At 64.6% G+C, this 16001-nt stretch carries 16 protein-coding genes; 1 reads left to right on the top strand and 15 read right to left on the bottom strand.

The genetic code is table 11. The features are described 5' to 3' along the window. Window positions 1-259 precede the first annotated feature (259 nt). The 14 genes from PHLH3_RS04120 to PHLH3_RS04055 form a co-directional block, all read right to left on the bottom strand. Window positions 260-661 (bottom strand): hypothetical protein, encoded by a 402-nt coding sequence (locus tag PHLH3_RS04120; RefSeq protein ID WP_213628309.1) that lies wholly within the window; start codon window positions 659-661, stop codon window positions 260-262. Next, the gene (locus tag PHLH3_RS04115; protein WP_213628308.1) at window positions 661-3927 is read right to left on the bottom strand and encodes a tape measure protein; all 3267 of its coding nucleotides are present in this window, start codon (window positions 3925-3927) and stop codon (window positions 661-663) included. The genes PHLH3_RS04120 and PHLH3_RS04115 overlap by 1 nt, the downstream gene beginning before the upstream one ends. A 679-nt stretch (window positions 3928-4606) precedes the next feature. Next, the gene (locus PHLH3_RS04110) at window positions 4607-5359 is read right to left on the bottom strand and encodes a hypothetical protein (RefSeq protein ID WP_213628307.1); all 753 of its coding nucleotides are present in this window, start codon (window positions 5357-5359) and stop codon (window positions 4607-4609) included. Window positions 5360-5383: 24 nt separating this feature from the next. After that, window positions 5384-5584: a hypothetical protein gene (locus PHLH3_RS04105; RefSeq protein WP_213628306.1), complete on the bottom strand. Its 201-nt coding sequence runs from the start codon at window positions 5582-5584 to the stop codon at window positions 5384-5386. 54 nt (window positions 5585-5638) lie between these two features. Further along, complete coding sequence (locus tag PHLH3_RS04100; RefSeq protein ID WP_213628305.1) at window positions 5639-6079, bottom strand: hypothetical protein; 441 nt, start codon at window positions 6077-6079, stop codon at window positions 5639-5641. Beyond that, window positions 6079-6390 (bottom strand): hypothetical protein, encoded by a 312-nt coding sequence (locus PHLH3_RS04095; RefSeq protein ID WP_213628304.1) that lies wholly within the window; start codon window positions 6388-6390, stop codon window positions 6079-6081. Before PHLH3_RS04095 ends, PHLH3_RS04100 begins: the two co-directional genes overlap by 1 nt. Continuing rightward, window positions 6387-7376, bottom strand: a complete 990-nt coding sequence (locus PHLH3_RS04090) for a major capsid protein (protein ID WP_213628303.1) — start codon at window positions 7374-7376, stop codon at window positions 6387-6389. Before PHLH3_RS04090 ends, PHLH3_RS04095 begins: the two co-directional genes overlap by 4 nt. Window positions 7377-7441: 65 nt before the next feature. Then, on the bottom strand, window positions 7442-8077 hold the full coding sequence (locus tag PHLH3_RS04085; protein WP_213628302.1) for a head decoration protein: 636 nt from the start codon (window positions 8075-8077) through the stop codon (window positions 7442-7444). Then, window positions 8074-9267: a head maturation protease, ClpP-related gene (locus PHLH3_RS04080; protein ID WP_213628301.1), complete on the bottom strand. Its 1194-nt coding sequence runs from the start codon at window positions 9265-9267 to the stop codon at window positions 8074-8076. Before PHLH3_RS04080 ends, PHLH3_RS04085 begins: the two co-directional genes overlap by 4 nt. Next, the gene (locus PHLH3_RS04075) at window positions 9264-10718 is read right to left on the bottom strand and encodes a phage portal protein (RefSeq protein ID WP_213628300.1); all 1455 of its coding nucleotides are present in this window, start codon (window positions 10716-10718) and stop codon (window positions 9264-9266) included. Before PHLH3_RS04075 ends, PHLH3_RS04080 begins: the two co-directional genes overlap by 4 nt. Then, window positions 10718-10945, bottom strand: coding sequence for a hypothetical protein (locus tag PHLH3_RS04070; RefSeq protein WP_021222559.1), 228 nt, complete (start codon window positions 10943-10945; stop codon window positions 10718-10720). The genes PHLH3_RS04075 and PHLH3_RS04070 overlap by 1 nt, the downstream gene beginning before the upstream one ends. Window positions 10946-10947: 2 nt before the next feature. Continuing rightward, on the bottom strand, window positions 10948-12936 hold the full coding sequence (locus PHLH3_RS04065) for a phage terminase large subunit family protein (protein ID WP_213628299.1): 1989 nt from the start codon (window positions 12934-12936) through the stop codon (window positions 10948-10950). A 1-nt stretch (window position 12937) separates the two neighbouring features. Continuing rightward, window positions 12938-13528: a terminase small subunit gene (locus tag PHLH3_RS04060; protein ID WP_213628298.1), complete on the bottom strand. Its 591-nt coding sequence runs from the start codon at window positions 13526-13528 to the stop codon at window positions 12938-12940. A gap of 164 nt (window positions 13529-13692) precedes the next feature. Further along, a complete protein-coding gene (locus PHLH3_RS04055; RefSeq protein WP_213628297.1) occupies window positions 13693-14475 on the bottom strand; it encodes a hypothetical protein in 783 nt (260 codons plus the stop codon). A 116-nt stretch (window positions 14476-14591) separates the two neighbouring features. Here PHLH3_RS04055 and PHLH3_RS04050 point away from each other — a divergent pair, with 116 nt between their 5' ends. Further along, window positions 14592-15557, top strand: a complete 966-nt coding sequence (locus tag PHLH3_RS04050; RefSeq protein WP_213628296.1) for a hypothetical protein — start codon at window positions 14592-14594, stop codon at window positions 15555-15557. 79 nt (window positions 15558-15636) lie between these two features. On the opposite strand, the gene PHLH3_RS04045 is transcribed toward PHLH3_RS04050, so the two are convergent. Next, window positions 15637-15966, bottom strand: coding sequence for a phage holin family protein (locus tag PHLH3_RS04045; RefSeq protein WP_213628295.1), 330 nt, complete (start codon window positions 15964-15966; stop codon window positions 15637-15639). Window positions 15967-16001: the final 35 nt, after the last annotated feature.

The following is a 16001-nucleotide window of genomic DNA, read 5'->3' as shown; positions in this document are numbered from 1 at the left end:
TTATACACGGAACTCGACCTCAGAAACCGTTCGAGCTCCATAGTAAAACCGTTGTTCGCCCCTCCGCTCTCAGCCGCAAACCGCGCGAACTCCCAAGGAGACCGAGCGTGGTTGGTCTGTCTGAGCGATATCCCCGGCCACCCCTGCGCCACCGCCATTGCATGGATAGCAAGATCATGCTGACTTACTACCCCGTCATGAAGTGGGTAGGGGTTTAACAGCGCAAGTCTTAGCATTTTCAAACTCCCTGTCGAAAAAACTACATGCCCCCGGCTTCAGCCGGCTTCACGCTTATCAAGCGCAACGTTACTTCGTAAGGGTCGCTGAGACTAGGGTTGACCTCTCGATGCACTGGCCTGGCCGTCAGCGGCGCTCCCTCAGCGCGATTGAAGATCACGCTGAACGTGCGCCCATCCGGCAACACCAGCGGCATGACCAGGCCAGGCTGATCCCGTAGCGCCTCCAGCTGCCGCACCACGGACAACGGCGTCCAGGCGCAGCCGGTGCCGTCCAGGGTGATCGGCCGGCCATGGACCTTGGCTCCCTCCTGCACCACCAGCTTGCCAGTCAGGGTGCGGTCCTGGGTCTGCGCCACCGGGTCCCATTCGTATTCGTCGATCCAGTCGTGCTGGGGGTCGAGGTCGATTCCAGCCAGTTGCATCACACGCTCCTCAGCCCGGCGCTTTCCAGCACCGACAGCAGGTTGGTTTCGTCGTCAGTCGAGCGCACCGCCACGTCCACGGCCTTGCCGTTCTGCGGCTGCAGGCGAATGACCTTCGTCGGTTCCTGCTGGCCGGCCTGCGGGGCGGGAGGCTGCAGCTCGGCGATGCGCTTCTCTTGCTGCTCGCGCTGGGTCTTCTGCAACGACTCCGTCTCGATCTCGGCGAGCACGCCGAGGGCGCGTTGCAGGTTGGCGATGGCGGTCATGTCGCCGCTTTTCTGCGCATCGGCATACTGCGTCTGCAGGTCGGTCCGGCGGCTGGCAAAGCGGCTGCGCTCCAGGGCTTCGGCCTCGCCACGCAGGCCCATCAGTTCCTCCTGCAGGCTGGCCAGGGTATTGCGGGTACCGTCCTGCAGCTGCTGCATGCGGTCCTTCGCGGCGCTGATCGCCCCCTCCAGGGTGCGCAGGTCGGAATCATTGAGCAGACCCATCGTGTTGCGCGCCGCCTCGGCCTGGCTGACGAACGATTGCAGCGAGATGCTGCCGTCGTCGTAGCCCTCCATCAGCTCCTGCATGGCCCGTTTCTGCCCGAGGAACTGCACCTGCAGCTGCTGGCTCTGCACCGCCATATCCGCCTGCCAGCGCCCCAGGGAGGTCATGCCGACGGTGTTGGCGGCGGCCTGCATCTGTCCGAGGGCATCGGTGGCGCGCTCCAGCGACTTGGTGGTGGCGTCCAGGCTGCTGGTGTCGAGCTGCAGGTTAACGGTGCTGATACCGCGCAGCCTGTCGAAGGCCTCCAGGGCGGCCTCGCTCATCTCTGCCAGGGGCTCCCGGGCCCGACTGACCACGCCGCCGAAGTAGCCCTCCAGGCTCGATACATCGCGCTTGGCCGACTCGACACCCCGACGCCGGTCCTGCATCGCCTGATCACCGGCCTGGCGCTCCGCCTCCATGCGCTTGCCGCTTTCGCGGCGTGCTTCCTCGCTGGTCTTAATCGCCTCGCGGTCGGCGTCGGTCCTGTCCTGCTGGCTCTTCTTACCGGCATCGACGGCGGCCTTCAGCTCCTTCTGCTTGGCGGTCGTCTTCTCCAGCTCGGCGTTGTACGTCGAGGCGTCGATCTTGCCGTCGGTGTACATCTTCTTCAGGGCGGCACGGATGTTGTTGATGTCGACATCCGTCTTCGCACCGCTGATGGCGGTCTGCACCTTCTCCAGGGAGCCGAGCTTGTCCACCAGCTCGGTGACGCCGTCACTGCCGACCTTGGCTGAGCCGCCGGTTTCCTTCAGCCGCTGGTTCAGCTCGCCCATGCTGGCGGCGAACTCCTGTTGGCTGAGGTCGCCGCGCTGGTAGGCCTTGAGGATCTCGTCGCCCAGCTGCTTGAACTGGGCGGCGCCCTCAGCAGCACTGATCTGCGCCAGGGCGTTGTTCATGTCGGCGACGCGCTGCACCACGTGCTCGAACTGGTCGTCGACGGCCTCCTTCACCGTCTCCGCCTGTTCCTGGGCCGATTGCTCCGTCTGCTTCGCACTGGTGTCCCAAGCTCGAGCCATAACGGCAAGGCTGTCCTGGGCGTGCTGCGCCAGGCCTTCGTACAAGCCATTCAGGGTCTCGATGCCGGCCGATGCCTTCTCGACCATGGCTGGGCCGCCGAACGCCTCCGGCAATGTTTCGCCGAGTGACTTCACCACGCCGAGAATCTGCGCGGCACCGGCCACGACAATCGCCGCGATCTGCGCAAAGCCACCGGAAAGGGTGGCGCCCAGGGTGATGAAGGGCGCCGTGAACAGCTGCACCCGCTCGGCCGTCTCGTCGAGCTTCTTGCCGAAGCCCGTCAGCCAGCCCGTGCTTTCATCGGTCAGCTTGTTGAAGTCGACGCCGAACAGTTTCTTGGTGAACTGCTCGACCCGCTGGGCGCCCTCGATGAAGGCCGTCGACAGCGACTTCGCCAGCTTGTCGAGGCGCCCGTCGCGGTCCATCTCGTCGATGGTGTCGGCCAGCGCCTTTAGCCGGCCCTTCACGTAGTCCAGGGCGCCGGCCTTGGCGATGCGGTCGAGGAAGCTGGTGGCGGTGTCCTGCAGGTTACTGACCAGGCCCGACAGCCGGCTCATGTTCGCCTCGGCAGCACCGGCCGAGGACGAGCCCATCTGATCGATCAGCAGCTTGATCGCGTCGCGGCCGAGTTTGCCCTTGGTGGCCAAGTCCTGCAGTTCGGCGCTGGTCTTGCCAGTGGCCTTGGCCAGCAGCTCCCAGGCCGGCACGCCGCGCTCGATCAGCTGCAGCACCTCCTCGGTCTGCAGCTTCTCTTTCGACCAGGCCTGGCCCAGTGCAGTGACGATGCCCTCCAGGCGCTCCATGCCGCCGCCCAGCTTCTCCGATTGGTCCTCGATCTTCTTCAGCGACCCGTCCATGGGGTCGAGCCCGAAGGCCTTCATCAGGGCGAAGGCCTCGGTGACATCGGTCAGCTGCAGCGGGGTGTTCTTGGCGAAGTCCTTGATCCAGGCCGTCGCCTTTTCGCCGCCTTCAATAGAGCCCATCAACGAGGTCAGCCGGGTCTCCAGGCCCTCGAACTCGTCGCCCGTGCTCAGCATCGAGTAGATGCCGTCGCGCACGAGGTTGAGGCCCTTCTGCACCAGGCCCAGGGCAGCCGACACCGAGACATACGCGGCGGCGAAGGCAATGGCCTTGCGGCCTGCGCCGTCCAGCCCCTCGCGTACAGCAGCGAGCCGGGACTGGTGTTGGGCAGCCTCGCGGTTCGCAGCGGCCAGCGCGCGCTCCAGCTCCTTTACCTGCTCGCTGTTGCTGGCACAGGCGTCGCGCGCACGCGCAAGCTCGGCGGCCAGCAGCTTCTCGGCCTCGGCCATGTCGCGGGTGTCGACGCCTGCCGCCTGAAGGTTGCCCTCCAACTGGCGGGCCAGGGCGCTGAGCTTGTCGAACTGGCTCCGCGCACGGCCAGCCTCGCGCTCGGCCTCCTTCAACGAGATGGCGAAGGCTTCATTGCCTGGGCTGGCGGCGAGCAGCTTCTGCAGCTCGGTCACGCGAGCCTCGGCGCGCTCCATGGTGGTCGAGGCCTGATCAGCCGCACGACGGGTGTCGGCCAGGCGAGAGGCCAGGCCCTGGGCGGCCTTGGCCTTGTCGAGGGTCGCGGTCAGGCGGTCGCCTTCGGCACGCACCTCCTCCAGGGCGGCGGCGGCCTTGGCGGCCTCGGGCGAGAGCTCGTCCTTGCCGCGCAGGATGTATTGAATCAGGCGGGATACGGGGCCGGCCATGGTTTACTCCGGGCATAAAAAAACCCGCCGAGGCGGGTTATAGGTGTATGTCGTCGGGCTATGCAAAGTGATGCCGGATGTACCCCTCGTCGGACTCTTGGTGATAACGCATCAGAAAATGAACCACCTCAGGGTGCAACCAGCTCGGCTGTGAAGCTCTGAATCGTGTTTTTAACGTACCGGCGGAGGCTTTAACTCCAATGCTTCCCAGCAGCGCTGCGCAGTTCCTGCAACAGGGGCTGACATCATTAGAAATTTCCAGTACGTAATGATGGAACTCCGTCAAATCGAAGTCGATCGACTCCAGGAACTGGTGCAAAGCATGGAGTTCTCCGTGCCCTGTCAAAGCTGAAGTTACCCCAATGAAGCAGCGACTTTTCCCCGTGCGCTTGTCAGTCACCGTCAACTTGGAATCCCACGGGGTTTGAGACCTATCGAACCCGCGAACCTCTACCGCATTGAACTTGGCATAACCGGTGTGCCGTAACCCCATAGAAGCAGAACCTCCCTGCAATGAAGAGAAAGGAGACATGACGCTTGCTGAGGAGTTAAGCCCAAAGGGAGAGCCCGCGGTATTGATCACGATTAGCGGTTAGCGGTTAGCGGTTAGCGGTTAGCGGTTAGCGGTTAGCGGTTAGCAGACTTTAGGCTACTCAGGCGCCATCCCTGGCGCATGCTGTTAGGCCGCTTCCGCCAGGTCCATCTGACAGAACTTCGAGATATCGGCGGCCGTCACCAGCGGATCGGCCAGTAGTTCGCAGGGGCCGGTGAGCTTGGTGTACTCCTGACCCAGCACCGAGAACTCCTGCAGCATGCCGAACTTCGCGCGGCGCGGACGCAGCGCGAACGGCTCGCCCGACTGGGCGTCGTTGAGGCCGGCGATGTACATCTCGAACTCACGCTGTGCGCCGTTGAGCATGTGAACCGACTTGGTCGCACGCGGGGTGTAGCTCACCTTCACCCCGGTGGCGTCGATCTTGCTGTTGGACAGCACCTGAATGCCGTGCGGCGTCAGGAGATAGTCGACACCGCCATCGCAGGCAACGTCGCCAGCCGTCTTCACGGTCACGGTCTTGGTGGGGTCCGGCATGTAGTCGAACGGGATCAGCTCACCCAGCACGCCCGCCGAGGTGTGTACCTCGTTCGGGATGGCCGTGGCGGGGTTCACCTTCACGGTGCCTCGGGTGACGAGCGCCACGTTGGCCGCGGTGATGTCGTACATGCCAATGGACGCGGTCACATCCGAGGGCTTCTCGTTGACGTTACGGTTACCACCGCCGCCCATGAAGTTGGGCAGGGTCTTGCGGTTGGTGGCGTAGCTGACGCTGAAAGCATCGCAGTTGCCGAGCTGCAGGAAGGGGTCCTGCGACCCGTACAGGCGCGCATGGATGATGCCCTCGCCGATGAAGGAACGGTCAATCTTCTGGTACATGGTCGGGTCCTTTCAGGGCACGGCTCAGGCGTTGGCCTGGCCGTCGGGCTGGGTGGGCTTGGCAGGGACTTCCGCCTTGGCCTTGGGTACGTCAATGTAGCCGCGCGCGGCAGCATGCTCCGCGGCGGCGGCCGACAGCGGCTGCTTTTTCTCGGTCGCTTCGTAGAGCGTCGTCTTGCCTCCCTCCCTGTGGACGAAGGCCTTTTTCACGATGTGTTCAGGCATGGGGTTCTCCAATGAAAAAGCCGCCCGGAGGCGGCCTGGTTGTGCAGGTGAGGGTCAGAGCTGCTGGGTGTAGGTGATGGCGAGGGGGATGATGCGGCAGGCCCAGCGGCGGCCATCCTCGGGCGGCTTGGGGATCTCGGACGGCCAACTGACCTTGATCAGCCCCGGCACATCGAGCCCGGCCTTGACTCCCTTCAGGGCCTGCTTGACCGCAAGTCGACCTGCACGAAGCGGCGGGCCGAAGTCCTTCAGCCGGCACATCAGCACAAGGCTCACGTACATCGTTTCCTTGATGCTGGTGGGTGTCTGCCGCTCGCCCTCCTCCGTGCTGGTCTCCTGCAGGACGATCAACTGGTTGGGCAGTTCCTCGTCCTCGGCGTCGATCAGGCGCAGCACCGAGTCCTCGCGGACCTCCTCGCCGAAGCCCGGCACTGTGGCCAGCCGAGCCTGCAGCTGCTGCATCAGCAGCGATGGAACATCGGTGACGGTGTTCATCAGGGCCTCACGTAGAAGGTGATCCACTGGCCGTCATCGGCCAGCGGTTTCTCGATGTGCCAACGGGTACCGTCGAGGACGAACGACCCGCGCCGGTCGTAGGGCACCAGGCGCACCTTGCGGCAACTGAGGGTGGTGATGCGTTCCACCACCCCCGCCGAGATGTCCGGGTGCTCGACGCTGCGGTTCAGCTCCACGGGCACCCCCTCAACCAGAACCGACCCGGCCTGGCTGAGGTAGGTAGCGAGCCCGTCGGACAGCGAGGCCTCGATCATCTCGTCGGCAGCGTCGATCAGGGCACCGAAGCTCATACCTTGCGGGTGAGCTTGATGCAGGTGCGCGGACGGGTGCAGAGCTGCAGCGGGTTGGACTGCGCCTCGCCCTTCACGCCCTTGTCGAAGTCCATCCGCTCCAGCTTGGCGTAGTACGGGATACCCTCGGTGTTCACCGTCTCCATGTAGTCCGCCGGCGCGAAGATGGTCTTGAACAGGTCGGGAGCGCCATCGGGTACGACCCAGGCCTCGTCGTCCCCCACAAACGGCACACCAGCGACCTTGCCGCGGTAGCGAATCCAGAGGACACCGCCGAACTCGAAGGCGGCTCTACGATCCCCGCGCAGAGCAGCCGCGGCCTCACTGGCCAGGTAGGTGTCGCGTACCGACTCGGCGGCGATGAGGCTCTTCCAGAAGTTCTTGCCAACCCAGCCAATCGAGCCGGTGGAGGGCACCTCGCCCAGGGCATCCTCCTGCAGGTCCGTGACCTCGGTGAGCTGGGCGCTCACATCCTGCTCGAAGTCGATCTCGACCTCGTTGCGTTCGATGTCGAACAGCTTGTACAGGTCGAGCAGCACGCCACCGCTCTTGTTGAGGATCTGCCCCTTGATGGCGCCGATACGGTGGTACTCGTGGGTCAGGTCCAGCTGCAGGCGGGCCTTCTCGATGCGCGCCGCCACGACGGCCTGAGCCGACTGCAGCTCGGTGCGGGTGCCGAAGGCACGAATGCCCTGGATCTCGTCCGCGTAGATGGTGAACTCCTGCGGCAGGTGCACGCAGTTGACCGGCAGCTTCTCCCGCTTGCCGGCCAGCACGACCTGGCCACCCGAGCCGCGCGGCACCGCCTCGACCAGCTCCAGGGTGTCGCCATCCTTCTCGATCTGCTGGGTGATGGTGGAGCTGGAGGACTCGCTGAACAGGCCAGCGGCAGCGATCTGCCCGGGCACGCGGTGGTCGGCGTTGATCACTACCGCCAGGTTGGCGACGGAGAACGCATCGTCTTCAAAAATCGAAATCTCGGCCATTGTTGGCTCCTAGAAATGACGAGCCCCGCATCAGCGGGGCTCAGGGGGTCAGGGGGGGATGGGGGTCAGGGGCGAATCACGATGCCCAGGGCGAGCAGATCCGCCCGGCCAGGTGCGTCCAGCCCCACCAGCAGGCGCTCGACCACCTCGGCATCGCGCACCACGGCAACGGCCTGGATGTCGTTGAGGCTCGCATCCGCCGGGGCGAAGAGGATGCCGCCTGCGGTGCGGCGTCCATCGTCGGTACCGCCATCCTCGTAGCGCGTCCATTCACCCTGCCCGGCCTTGACCGTGAGGCTGAAGCTGTCGCCCTTGGCGAAATCGGTGCTGCCATCGCCCAGGGTGAAGGACAGGCCACCGACGGCGAACGCAGTACCGACCTTGCCCTTGGCCAGGACATCCCCGTCCGGGGTACGCACCTCGAAGTCGCCGGCATTGGCGACCGCCTTGGTGATGGTCAGTACGTAGACCCCGGTGATGGCCTCGCTGGTGACCGCGGCGCCAGACACCGTGCCGTTGCCCACGTTGCCCGCCGTGGCGGCGGCGTTGATGGTGTTGGAGCCAGTGATGCGCGCCAGCAAGGTGCCGGCGTCGAGGATGCCGGAGCCGGCGGTGATCACCACGCGGTCGCGGCTGCGGGTGCCGTTGGCTTCGGACAGGAGAAACTCGCCCGCGTGGGGGCGTTCTTTGATGACGGTCATTTGCGTGCTCCAGTGGCTTGGCCCTTGCGACGGGCCAGGATCTCGGCCGGGTTGAGGGCGGGGGTCTCGGGTTGGGTTTCCAGGGTTTCGAGCGGTGGCTGGTTGTGCAGCTCAACCTTGCCGCTGCTCGCGGCGATCTTGTCGTACAGCAGCGCCTTGGCCGCGGTCTCGTCGGCGCCGCTGGCGAGCAGTCCGCCCAGCTCGCCGGGCAGCTTGGCCAGGTCGCACAGCGCCTTGAGGGTCTTGCCACGCTGGATGGCGGCGCGGATCTCGGGCTCCCCCTTCAGGCCCGAGGCCCTCACCAGGGCGTCAGCGTGATCCAGCAGCCCGGCCGTTCGGCACTCGGCCAGCAAGGTGGCCGTCAGCGCAACCACCTGGGCGGGATCAGGCGACGGGGCATCCTGCGATGCAGGATCGTCCTTCGGCTCAGGGTCAGCGGGAGGGTCCTGATTCAGCAGCGCCCGCGCCTTCTCCGGCATATCGCGGAAGCGGTTGAGGATCTGCCCGCGCTGGGCGTTGCTCACCAGCGGCTGGGTGCCGGTCAGCACCTCGTCGACGAAGCCCGCCGCCTTCGCCTCCTCCGCCGTCATGTAGGTCTGGGCGGTGATCAGGCGGCGCAGCTCGGTCTCGTCGATGGTCAGCGGCCGGTGCTGGTAGCTGGCGACGATGGCGTCGGTGGCCTTGTCCATCATGTCGGCGGTGCGGCGCAGCTCCTCGCTGTCACCGGCCATCCACGTCCAGGGGTTGTGGATCATCCACAGGGCGTTGTCCGCCATCTCGACCCGGTGGGCGCCGCTGGCGGCCACGCTGCCGGCGCTGAAGCAGGCCCCGACCACGCGGGCCGTGCAGCGCTCGCCCAGGCTGGCGAGCATGTTGTGCATGGCGATGCCGTCGAAGCAGTCGCCACCGATGGTGTCGAAGTACACCACCACGGGCGACACGCCATCGTCCTCGGCCTTGAGCGCAGCGATGAAGTCACCGGAGCTGAGGCCCCAGGTGCCGATCTCGCCGAACACGAAGACCTCGATGGTGCGCTTGGGGCCTTCGCCCAGGGCCTTGATGCTGTACCAGTGCTGGTCCTGCACCTCGACCTGGCCCGCGCGGTTCAGGATGCGGGGGCGCACGGGCGCCCCCAGTCCCAGGCTGGCCAGCAGCATCGCCACGGCCAGCTGGTAGCTGAAGTAATTCATACCGGTTCCTCTCTTCGGGTCGCCGCCGGGGCGACGGGGTCTGATGTGTACTGAAGGCCAAGATTCTTGGCCCGCTGCTGGTCCTGGGCGTTCTCTTCGTCCACCTGCTCGGCATCCATGCCGGTGCGCAGCACATGCTCCGTGCGGCTGGCCAAGCCGCCCTTGATCTCCAGAATCTTGCCCTGGGGGTCCTGAACGGGATGGATGTAGGCCCAGCCCTGCGGCACCCAGCGCGTGCGCTGGTACTCGCGGCGGCGCGAGGTGTAGTCGGGCAGGTCGATGGCACCGGTCAGTACCGCGGTGTCGAGCCAGGCACGGCGCACCGGCCGACAGAGCTGGTAGACGTAGATGGCGTGTTGCTGCTGCTCGATGCGCCGCCGGAACTCGTTGATCAGCACTCGCAGCACGCGGTCGCTGATGTCACCCATATCGCCGGTCAGCAACTCGTAGGGCAGGTCTACACCGACGGCGGCGGCCTGCAGCTGCTGCCGCATGAAGTCGACGTAGGAGTTACCGGCGTCTGGCGGGTCGGAGAAGATGACCTCTTCGCCCTCCTCCAGCTCCTGCATGGTGCCGGGCTCCAGGGCCACCATCGACGCGCCGTCGCGATCACGTCGCGGCGCCTCGCCGCTCAGCGGGTCGAGGTTCGGCCCACCTTCGCTGGCCGCTCGCTTGATGAAGCCGGCGAACAGGTTGGCCACCTCCTGCCGGAACAGCACCGCGTCGTCGTAGTTGTCCAGGGACTTCAGCCGCAGCAGCACCGGCGTGAGCCGGGGGATACCGCGCAGCTGACCGGCCTCCAGGGGCTCGAAGATGTGCAGCACCTCGCTGGCCGGCACCCGATACAACGTGTTGTAACCGGCCTGGTTGGCCGATGGGTCACCCGGGTGGAAGCGGTACATCCAGTAGGCAACACGCCGACCGACCTGATCGAACTCGATACCGGCGCGCACGAGGTTGCCCGCGCGCGTGCGGAAGTTCTTCTCGGTCGGCACGAACTCCGACGGCAGCAGCTGCAGCTGCAACGGCACCGCCAGGTCATCCTCGGCGCGGCGGTAGCGCAGGCGCACGAAGCACTCGCCGGCCGACTCGACCATGTGCGCCACCATCGCCTGCTGCCCGTAGAAATCGGTCAGGCCGTCGGCATCGGACTCGTCCGTCCAGTCCTCCCACAGTTGGTGCAACTCGCCGCGGATTGCCGCGTCCTTGATCTTGGCCCGCGGCACGATGCCGGTTCCGATCAGGCTGCTGACCCGCTTGGAGATCGCGCTGAAGGCGTAGGGGTCGTTCTTGATCGCCGCCCGGGAACGCTTGCGCAAGGTCGGCAGCGCCGCCACCGACACGGCGTTGAACGAGGCGTCGGGCGCATCCCATCCGGCGGCGCGGCGGCCGGTGCCGGCACCTTCGTAGCTGGCCCGGATGCGCTTCGGCGTGAGCCGAGCGCGGGCCATCAGAGCACCCCCTTGCCGCGGTGGCTGAGGCGGATCTGCTTGCTGCGCGGCTGCGCGGCGCCCGCTTCGCGTGTGGCCTGCTCGATGTACTCTTTTTCGAGCATCCGCAGGCTGGCCAGCTCGGCGCGTTCGAGCTTGCGCCCGTCCTTCTGCACGCTCTGGCCGAATTTCAGGATGTCCGATATGGACTGGCGCACCTCGGCGAGGCGCTGCGCTGCTGTGCTCATGGTCACCTCTGCGGCCGCGTCAGGTAGCTGCTTCGCGAGAAGCGGCGACCGAACGGGCTTGATGGCTGTGTGGGTTGGCGCGCGGCTGGCTGCTCGGTGCGCTCAGGCGCCGGGGCAGGCTGGGCCGGGCTTGAGGTCTGCTCGACCGGATCGGCGAACAGGCTGGACTGCGACACCGCCTGCTTGAGGCGGGCCCAGTCGTTGACGCTATAGCGGTTGAGGCCCAGGAAATGGGCCATGGACAGGTTGTAAACCAGCAGGTCGAGGCCTTCGTTGCGGTCCGCCTTGGGCTTCACGTACTCCGTGCGCTTGTGGCCCCGCACGTAGCGGGTGATCTTCCGCTCCGCGACGCACTGGTCGTAGAAGTCGTCGGCCAGGTCCCGCGAGAAGTGCAGCGCGCCGGGTCCATCCACCAGCGGATAGCGGTTGTAGATCCAGTCCTTGGCGGTGTCGGTGCCGATCATCCAAAGCTCGACGCCGCCCTTCTCCGTCTTGCCCTGCCAGGTCACGTCGACCTTCGAGGGGCGCTGCGCGATCACCGGGCGGCCCGGCTTGCTGTGCCCCTTCAGCGCGAAGACGTTGCGCCAGCGCCGCATGCGGGCGAACTGGTAGACCTCATCGGTATGGTGACCGCCGGAGTCGATGCCGACCGCCGCGATGCCCAGCTCAACGCCCGAGGCGTGGCGGTAACGCTGCTTCAGCTTTTCGTCCAGCAGGTCCCAGGTGCGCTGCTCGGAGGGGTTGCCGACGATCACCTGGTGATCCACCACCCAGCGCTCCATGCCCTCGCCCCAGGCGATCACCAGCATCTCCAGGCGGTCGCCCTGGGTGTCGACGGCAACGGTAAGGATCAACCCACCGCGAGGCACGAAGCCCAGCGGGTAGTCCTCGGCGCGGGCCTTCAGCTCGCTGGCCTTGGTCATCTCCTGCGCGCTATCCCACACACGGGCCAGGCGGGTGTTGTAGAACACCTGCATGGGTTCGAGGTCGCCGCGGTCCTGGGCGCGCTTGGCCTTCATGTACTGCTTGGCCATGCCCGCCCAGCTGACCCAGCCCAGGGGCGCATACAGCGCATTCAGGTAGAAGCCGACCGTCTCGCCGTCGCCCTCGGCATGGGCCCGCCACTCGCCGTTGGCGAGCATCCAGGCCTTGCTCGACTCCTCGATCTGCGCATTGCATTCGTCGTTGGCGCAGAGGTAGTCGACCCGAGAGGCGTCGTCGTTGTACTTGAGGCTTTCCCACTCCAGCACCTGCATGTGCCGGCAGTGCGGGCACGGCACGTAGAAGTGGCGCTGGTCGCTCTGCTCGAACAGGTCGGCGATCTTCGATACGCCCTTGATGGTGGGCGAGCTGGAGTAATAGAACTTCGCGCGCCGCCCGAAGGTGGAGCCGCGGGCCTCGGCGATCTCGATGGGGTCGCCCTCGCCGTTGAGGTCGATCTCCCAGCGGTCGATCTCGTCGCCATAGATGTACCGTGCGGCCAGCTCGGCCAGGTTGGCGGCGGAGCCTGCCGTGGTGCAGTACAGCGTGCCGCCCTCGAACTCCTTCGTGTCCATCGTGTTGCGGGCATCGCGTGAGCGTGCCTTCGCGACACGCCGCTTCAGCTCCGGCACCACGTCGATGTTCTTGCTGATCCGCGATGACACCCGCTTGGCCAGGCCCAGGCTGGGCAGCAGCGCCAGGATGTTGGCCGGCGCCTGGTGGATGCAGGCGCCGATCCAGTTCAGCCCGATCTGGGTCTTCATCAGCTGCGACGCCACCATGGTGACGACGCGCTTGGACGGGTGGGCCGGCGACAGGCAGCGCATCGGCTCCCGTGCATACGGCGTGCGGTCGGTGCGGTACTTGCCGGGCTCGGCGGCACCGGCCTCGCGCGGGATGCGCTGGAACTCGTCGGCCCACTCATCGATCCAGAGATCGGGATCGGGGGTCAGGCCCCTGACGTATGCCGAGCGGTACGCGGCGGCACCGTCGGCATACGGTTGATTCATGCTATGCGGCCTCCTCGGCCTGGTCGGCTGCCGCGCTCCGCGCGCTGACTTCACCGGCGGCCTCGGCCAGCGCGGCACGGAACAGCGCGGTCAGGCGCTGCTCCATCTCCCAGGCGTCGTTGATGGCGATCAGCTCGCCGCTGACCTTCGCCGGCAAGCCCAGCAGCAGGTCGCGCACGGTGCGGGCGATGTCGAAGCCTTCACGGTCGACCACCTCTCGCTCGACCAGATCACCGCGCCCCTTGCGGAACTCGTCCTCGGCCAGCAGGGCCAGGAAGTGCTCACGGTGGGCGCGGGCCTTTTGGAAGTCGGGCTGCTTGGTGCCGGACTGGGGCGGTGGCGCCGGCAGGGTTGCCGGAGCGGATGGCGTGACATGCGCGTGCACGCCTTTGTCGGCGCGGTCACGCTGGTGGCGCTCCGCGACACCGGCCTTGCTTGGGTCTGCGGTTTCGGCCAACAGCGCGTCGGTGGCCCGCACATCGACCCGGCCAGCCTCGTCGAGGACCAGCCGGTCCTGTTTGGCCAGCTTCGAGATGTACGCCTTCGATACGCCGATGCGCGCGGCGTATTCCGATTTGGTGATGAACTCCATGGTGGGTGCTCCAGTTAACCGGCCATGGCGCCCGAGTTAACCGGGTTAACCCAGTTAACTAAGCTCCAGGCCCTGCAGCTAACTCAGAAACGTGGCTCGAATTACCCTTGCCACCCAGCCCGCCCCAGGGGCCCCGGCTGGGTGCCGGCTACCCTGCCCCGGCGTCACCAACCCTTCGGCCACGCCTGGGGGCGACGCCGGAAGTTGGTCGGCAAGTTGCCGGTCAGGGCCTTGGTAACGGCCTTGTCTATGTTGGTGGTCAGGTTCGCTTCAGCGACTCGCTCGACCACCGCGTGAAATTGAAGGCGCCGCTGGTAGTGCGGCGTTCGAACGAATGCCAGCACGATGACCAGCTGCTTGCCGCGCCGCTCGGCAATGCCGATGGCCGTCTTGCCACGGCGCATTACGAAGAACGCACGGCCGTGGCCCTTGCGGAACGAGCGCCAGTTGTTCGAGGCGTTGGCGGTGAAGCCCGCCATCGTGAACGCCGACAGGCCGGAGAGGATCTGGATCGTCTGCCCACGGGCCAGGTTGCCGTACTGATCCAGCTTCGCGCCGGCGCCGGGAACGATGAAGCGATCACCCGGCAAGATGCCCTTGGCACGCAGCAACTGCTCCGACTTCTTCAGCTCGCGGTCGCCGCCGTAGACCTGGGGCGCCACCCAATCCTCGGGCGCCTGCGCCTTCGAGTTGTTGTCCTTGTCGTCTTTCACCCACACCGCCGCTTCAAGCTTGGTCGGCGTGGCGTTCTCGACGCGGATGGCGTTGAGGGTGAAGGGCGTCGGCCGGTCGAACACATCGGCCATCTCGCCCTGCAGGGCTATGCGTGCCTGGTTGCCCGTATGGTTCAGGGCATCGGCCATGGCGCGGGCAGGCATGTCGCCAGTAAGCGCATAAAGAGAAGAAATTGCTCCCTCCAAACCTGCGTGATGGATTGAAGCTTTCATTTCACTTGCTCCAATCAATGCGCGACGCGAGCGTCATTTTCAAGTCAGGGGCAACTGGCAAAGTGCATTGCCAGTGCTAGCATTTTGACACCTCAATCACTTCCATGGATGGTCGCATGAAAATCACACAGCTGATTCCACTCGCTTTGTCCCTATCAGTAGCGGGCTGCAGCCACGCTCCATACGTCCCCCAAGAGGCGGCAGATCTCTATATAAAAGAAAAAATCACTGGAGCGAATGCTGAGGAGAAAGCTAAAAACATCAGTGCCATCCATAAAGACATTGCTCATAAGTACGCAATCAGATCAGATGAAAGCGCCAAGAATAGACTCTACAACGACATGATCAGCGGCAGCTTGCTTGCAGGGGCTGGTGTTGGTGCTTTAACTACTGCCCACTCCGATCTATATAAATCACTCGGAGCACTCTTCGGCCTCAGCATGGGTCATCAACTTTACTTCAACGCATCCGGGCAAAGAAAAATCTATCTCCTAGGTGCGGAAGCATCAGCCTGCACATCGCTATCCTTCGCAAGATTATCTTCTGAGCTAAAAGGCATAACAGATGACTCAATGGAAAGGGTCTATGGAAGCATCGACGCCAATACTGCGGAAGCTAAAAGCTATCTCTACTCTTCGGAAAAACTAGAAGAAGCAGTGGCTGATCGGACACCCTTTGCAGTAGCTGCCATAGTCAACGGAGCGGTCAATGCTGACCGAGATGCCACAGCTACGAAGGCAACTCTTGAGTTCATCATGGACCTCGACAACTCGGACTTCCAAACAAGAAAAGCCATCTATACATGGCTAACTGATGAAATCTATCGAACATCATTCAAAAGTGAGGAAGCATTCAAAACTATCGCGGCATTTTCGGTTAATCCGACAGATCTACTAAACGCATTGAAACCTAAAACCGAAAAGAGCGGAGATGGCGATGAGGAAAAGAGCACTGAAAAGCCTCTAACAGAAGATGAAAAAGAAGATGCACTTCTAAGAAGCCGACTCCCGAGAATCTCAGAGATCATCAACCAGAATAAATCGTGCATAACGGCTCTTCCTGCTCAACCGAGCCCAACTTAATCACGCGTCGATCACTCCACAGTGGCGCACTGCTCAAACAGGCGCCGCTGTGGGTTAGTGCCAATCAATAGGCCGGCCTCTAAGCGTGTTCATCACGGACTCCAGCTCGCTTAGCTAGCCAGCGCTCATACAGGCCGCTCGCCACATCGGCGCCCATGGTCGCCACCACGAACCCGACGGCAGCAGCAGCCAGGAGATTGGCGCCGATACTCCAGCCGAGGAGCGTGGTGCTGAGCCCGAACACAACGGATGCGCCTGCGCGCAGTACGACACGATGCACCAGAGCCCAGCCGCGCAACCCGGCTTTATCTGCCCGCCACATCTCGCCACTAAATCCAGCGGCGATGGCAATCAGCGCGACCATCCACAGAGGCAGTTCGATCAGCGCTTGCTGTTGTTCCTGAGTCATAGGTCACCCTGAGCAGCCCGGTGGCCGGGGCTCGA

The sequence above is a fragment of the Pseudomonas sp. Pc102 genome (genome assembly GCF_018408275.1).
Classification (GTDB): Bacteria; Pseudomonadota; Gammaproteobacteria; order Pseudomonadales; family Pseudomonadaceae; genus Metapseudomonas; species Metapseudomonas tohonis.
This window is presented reverse-complemented; position numbering and strand designations above follow the sequence as displayed.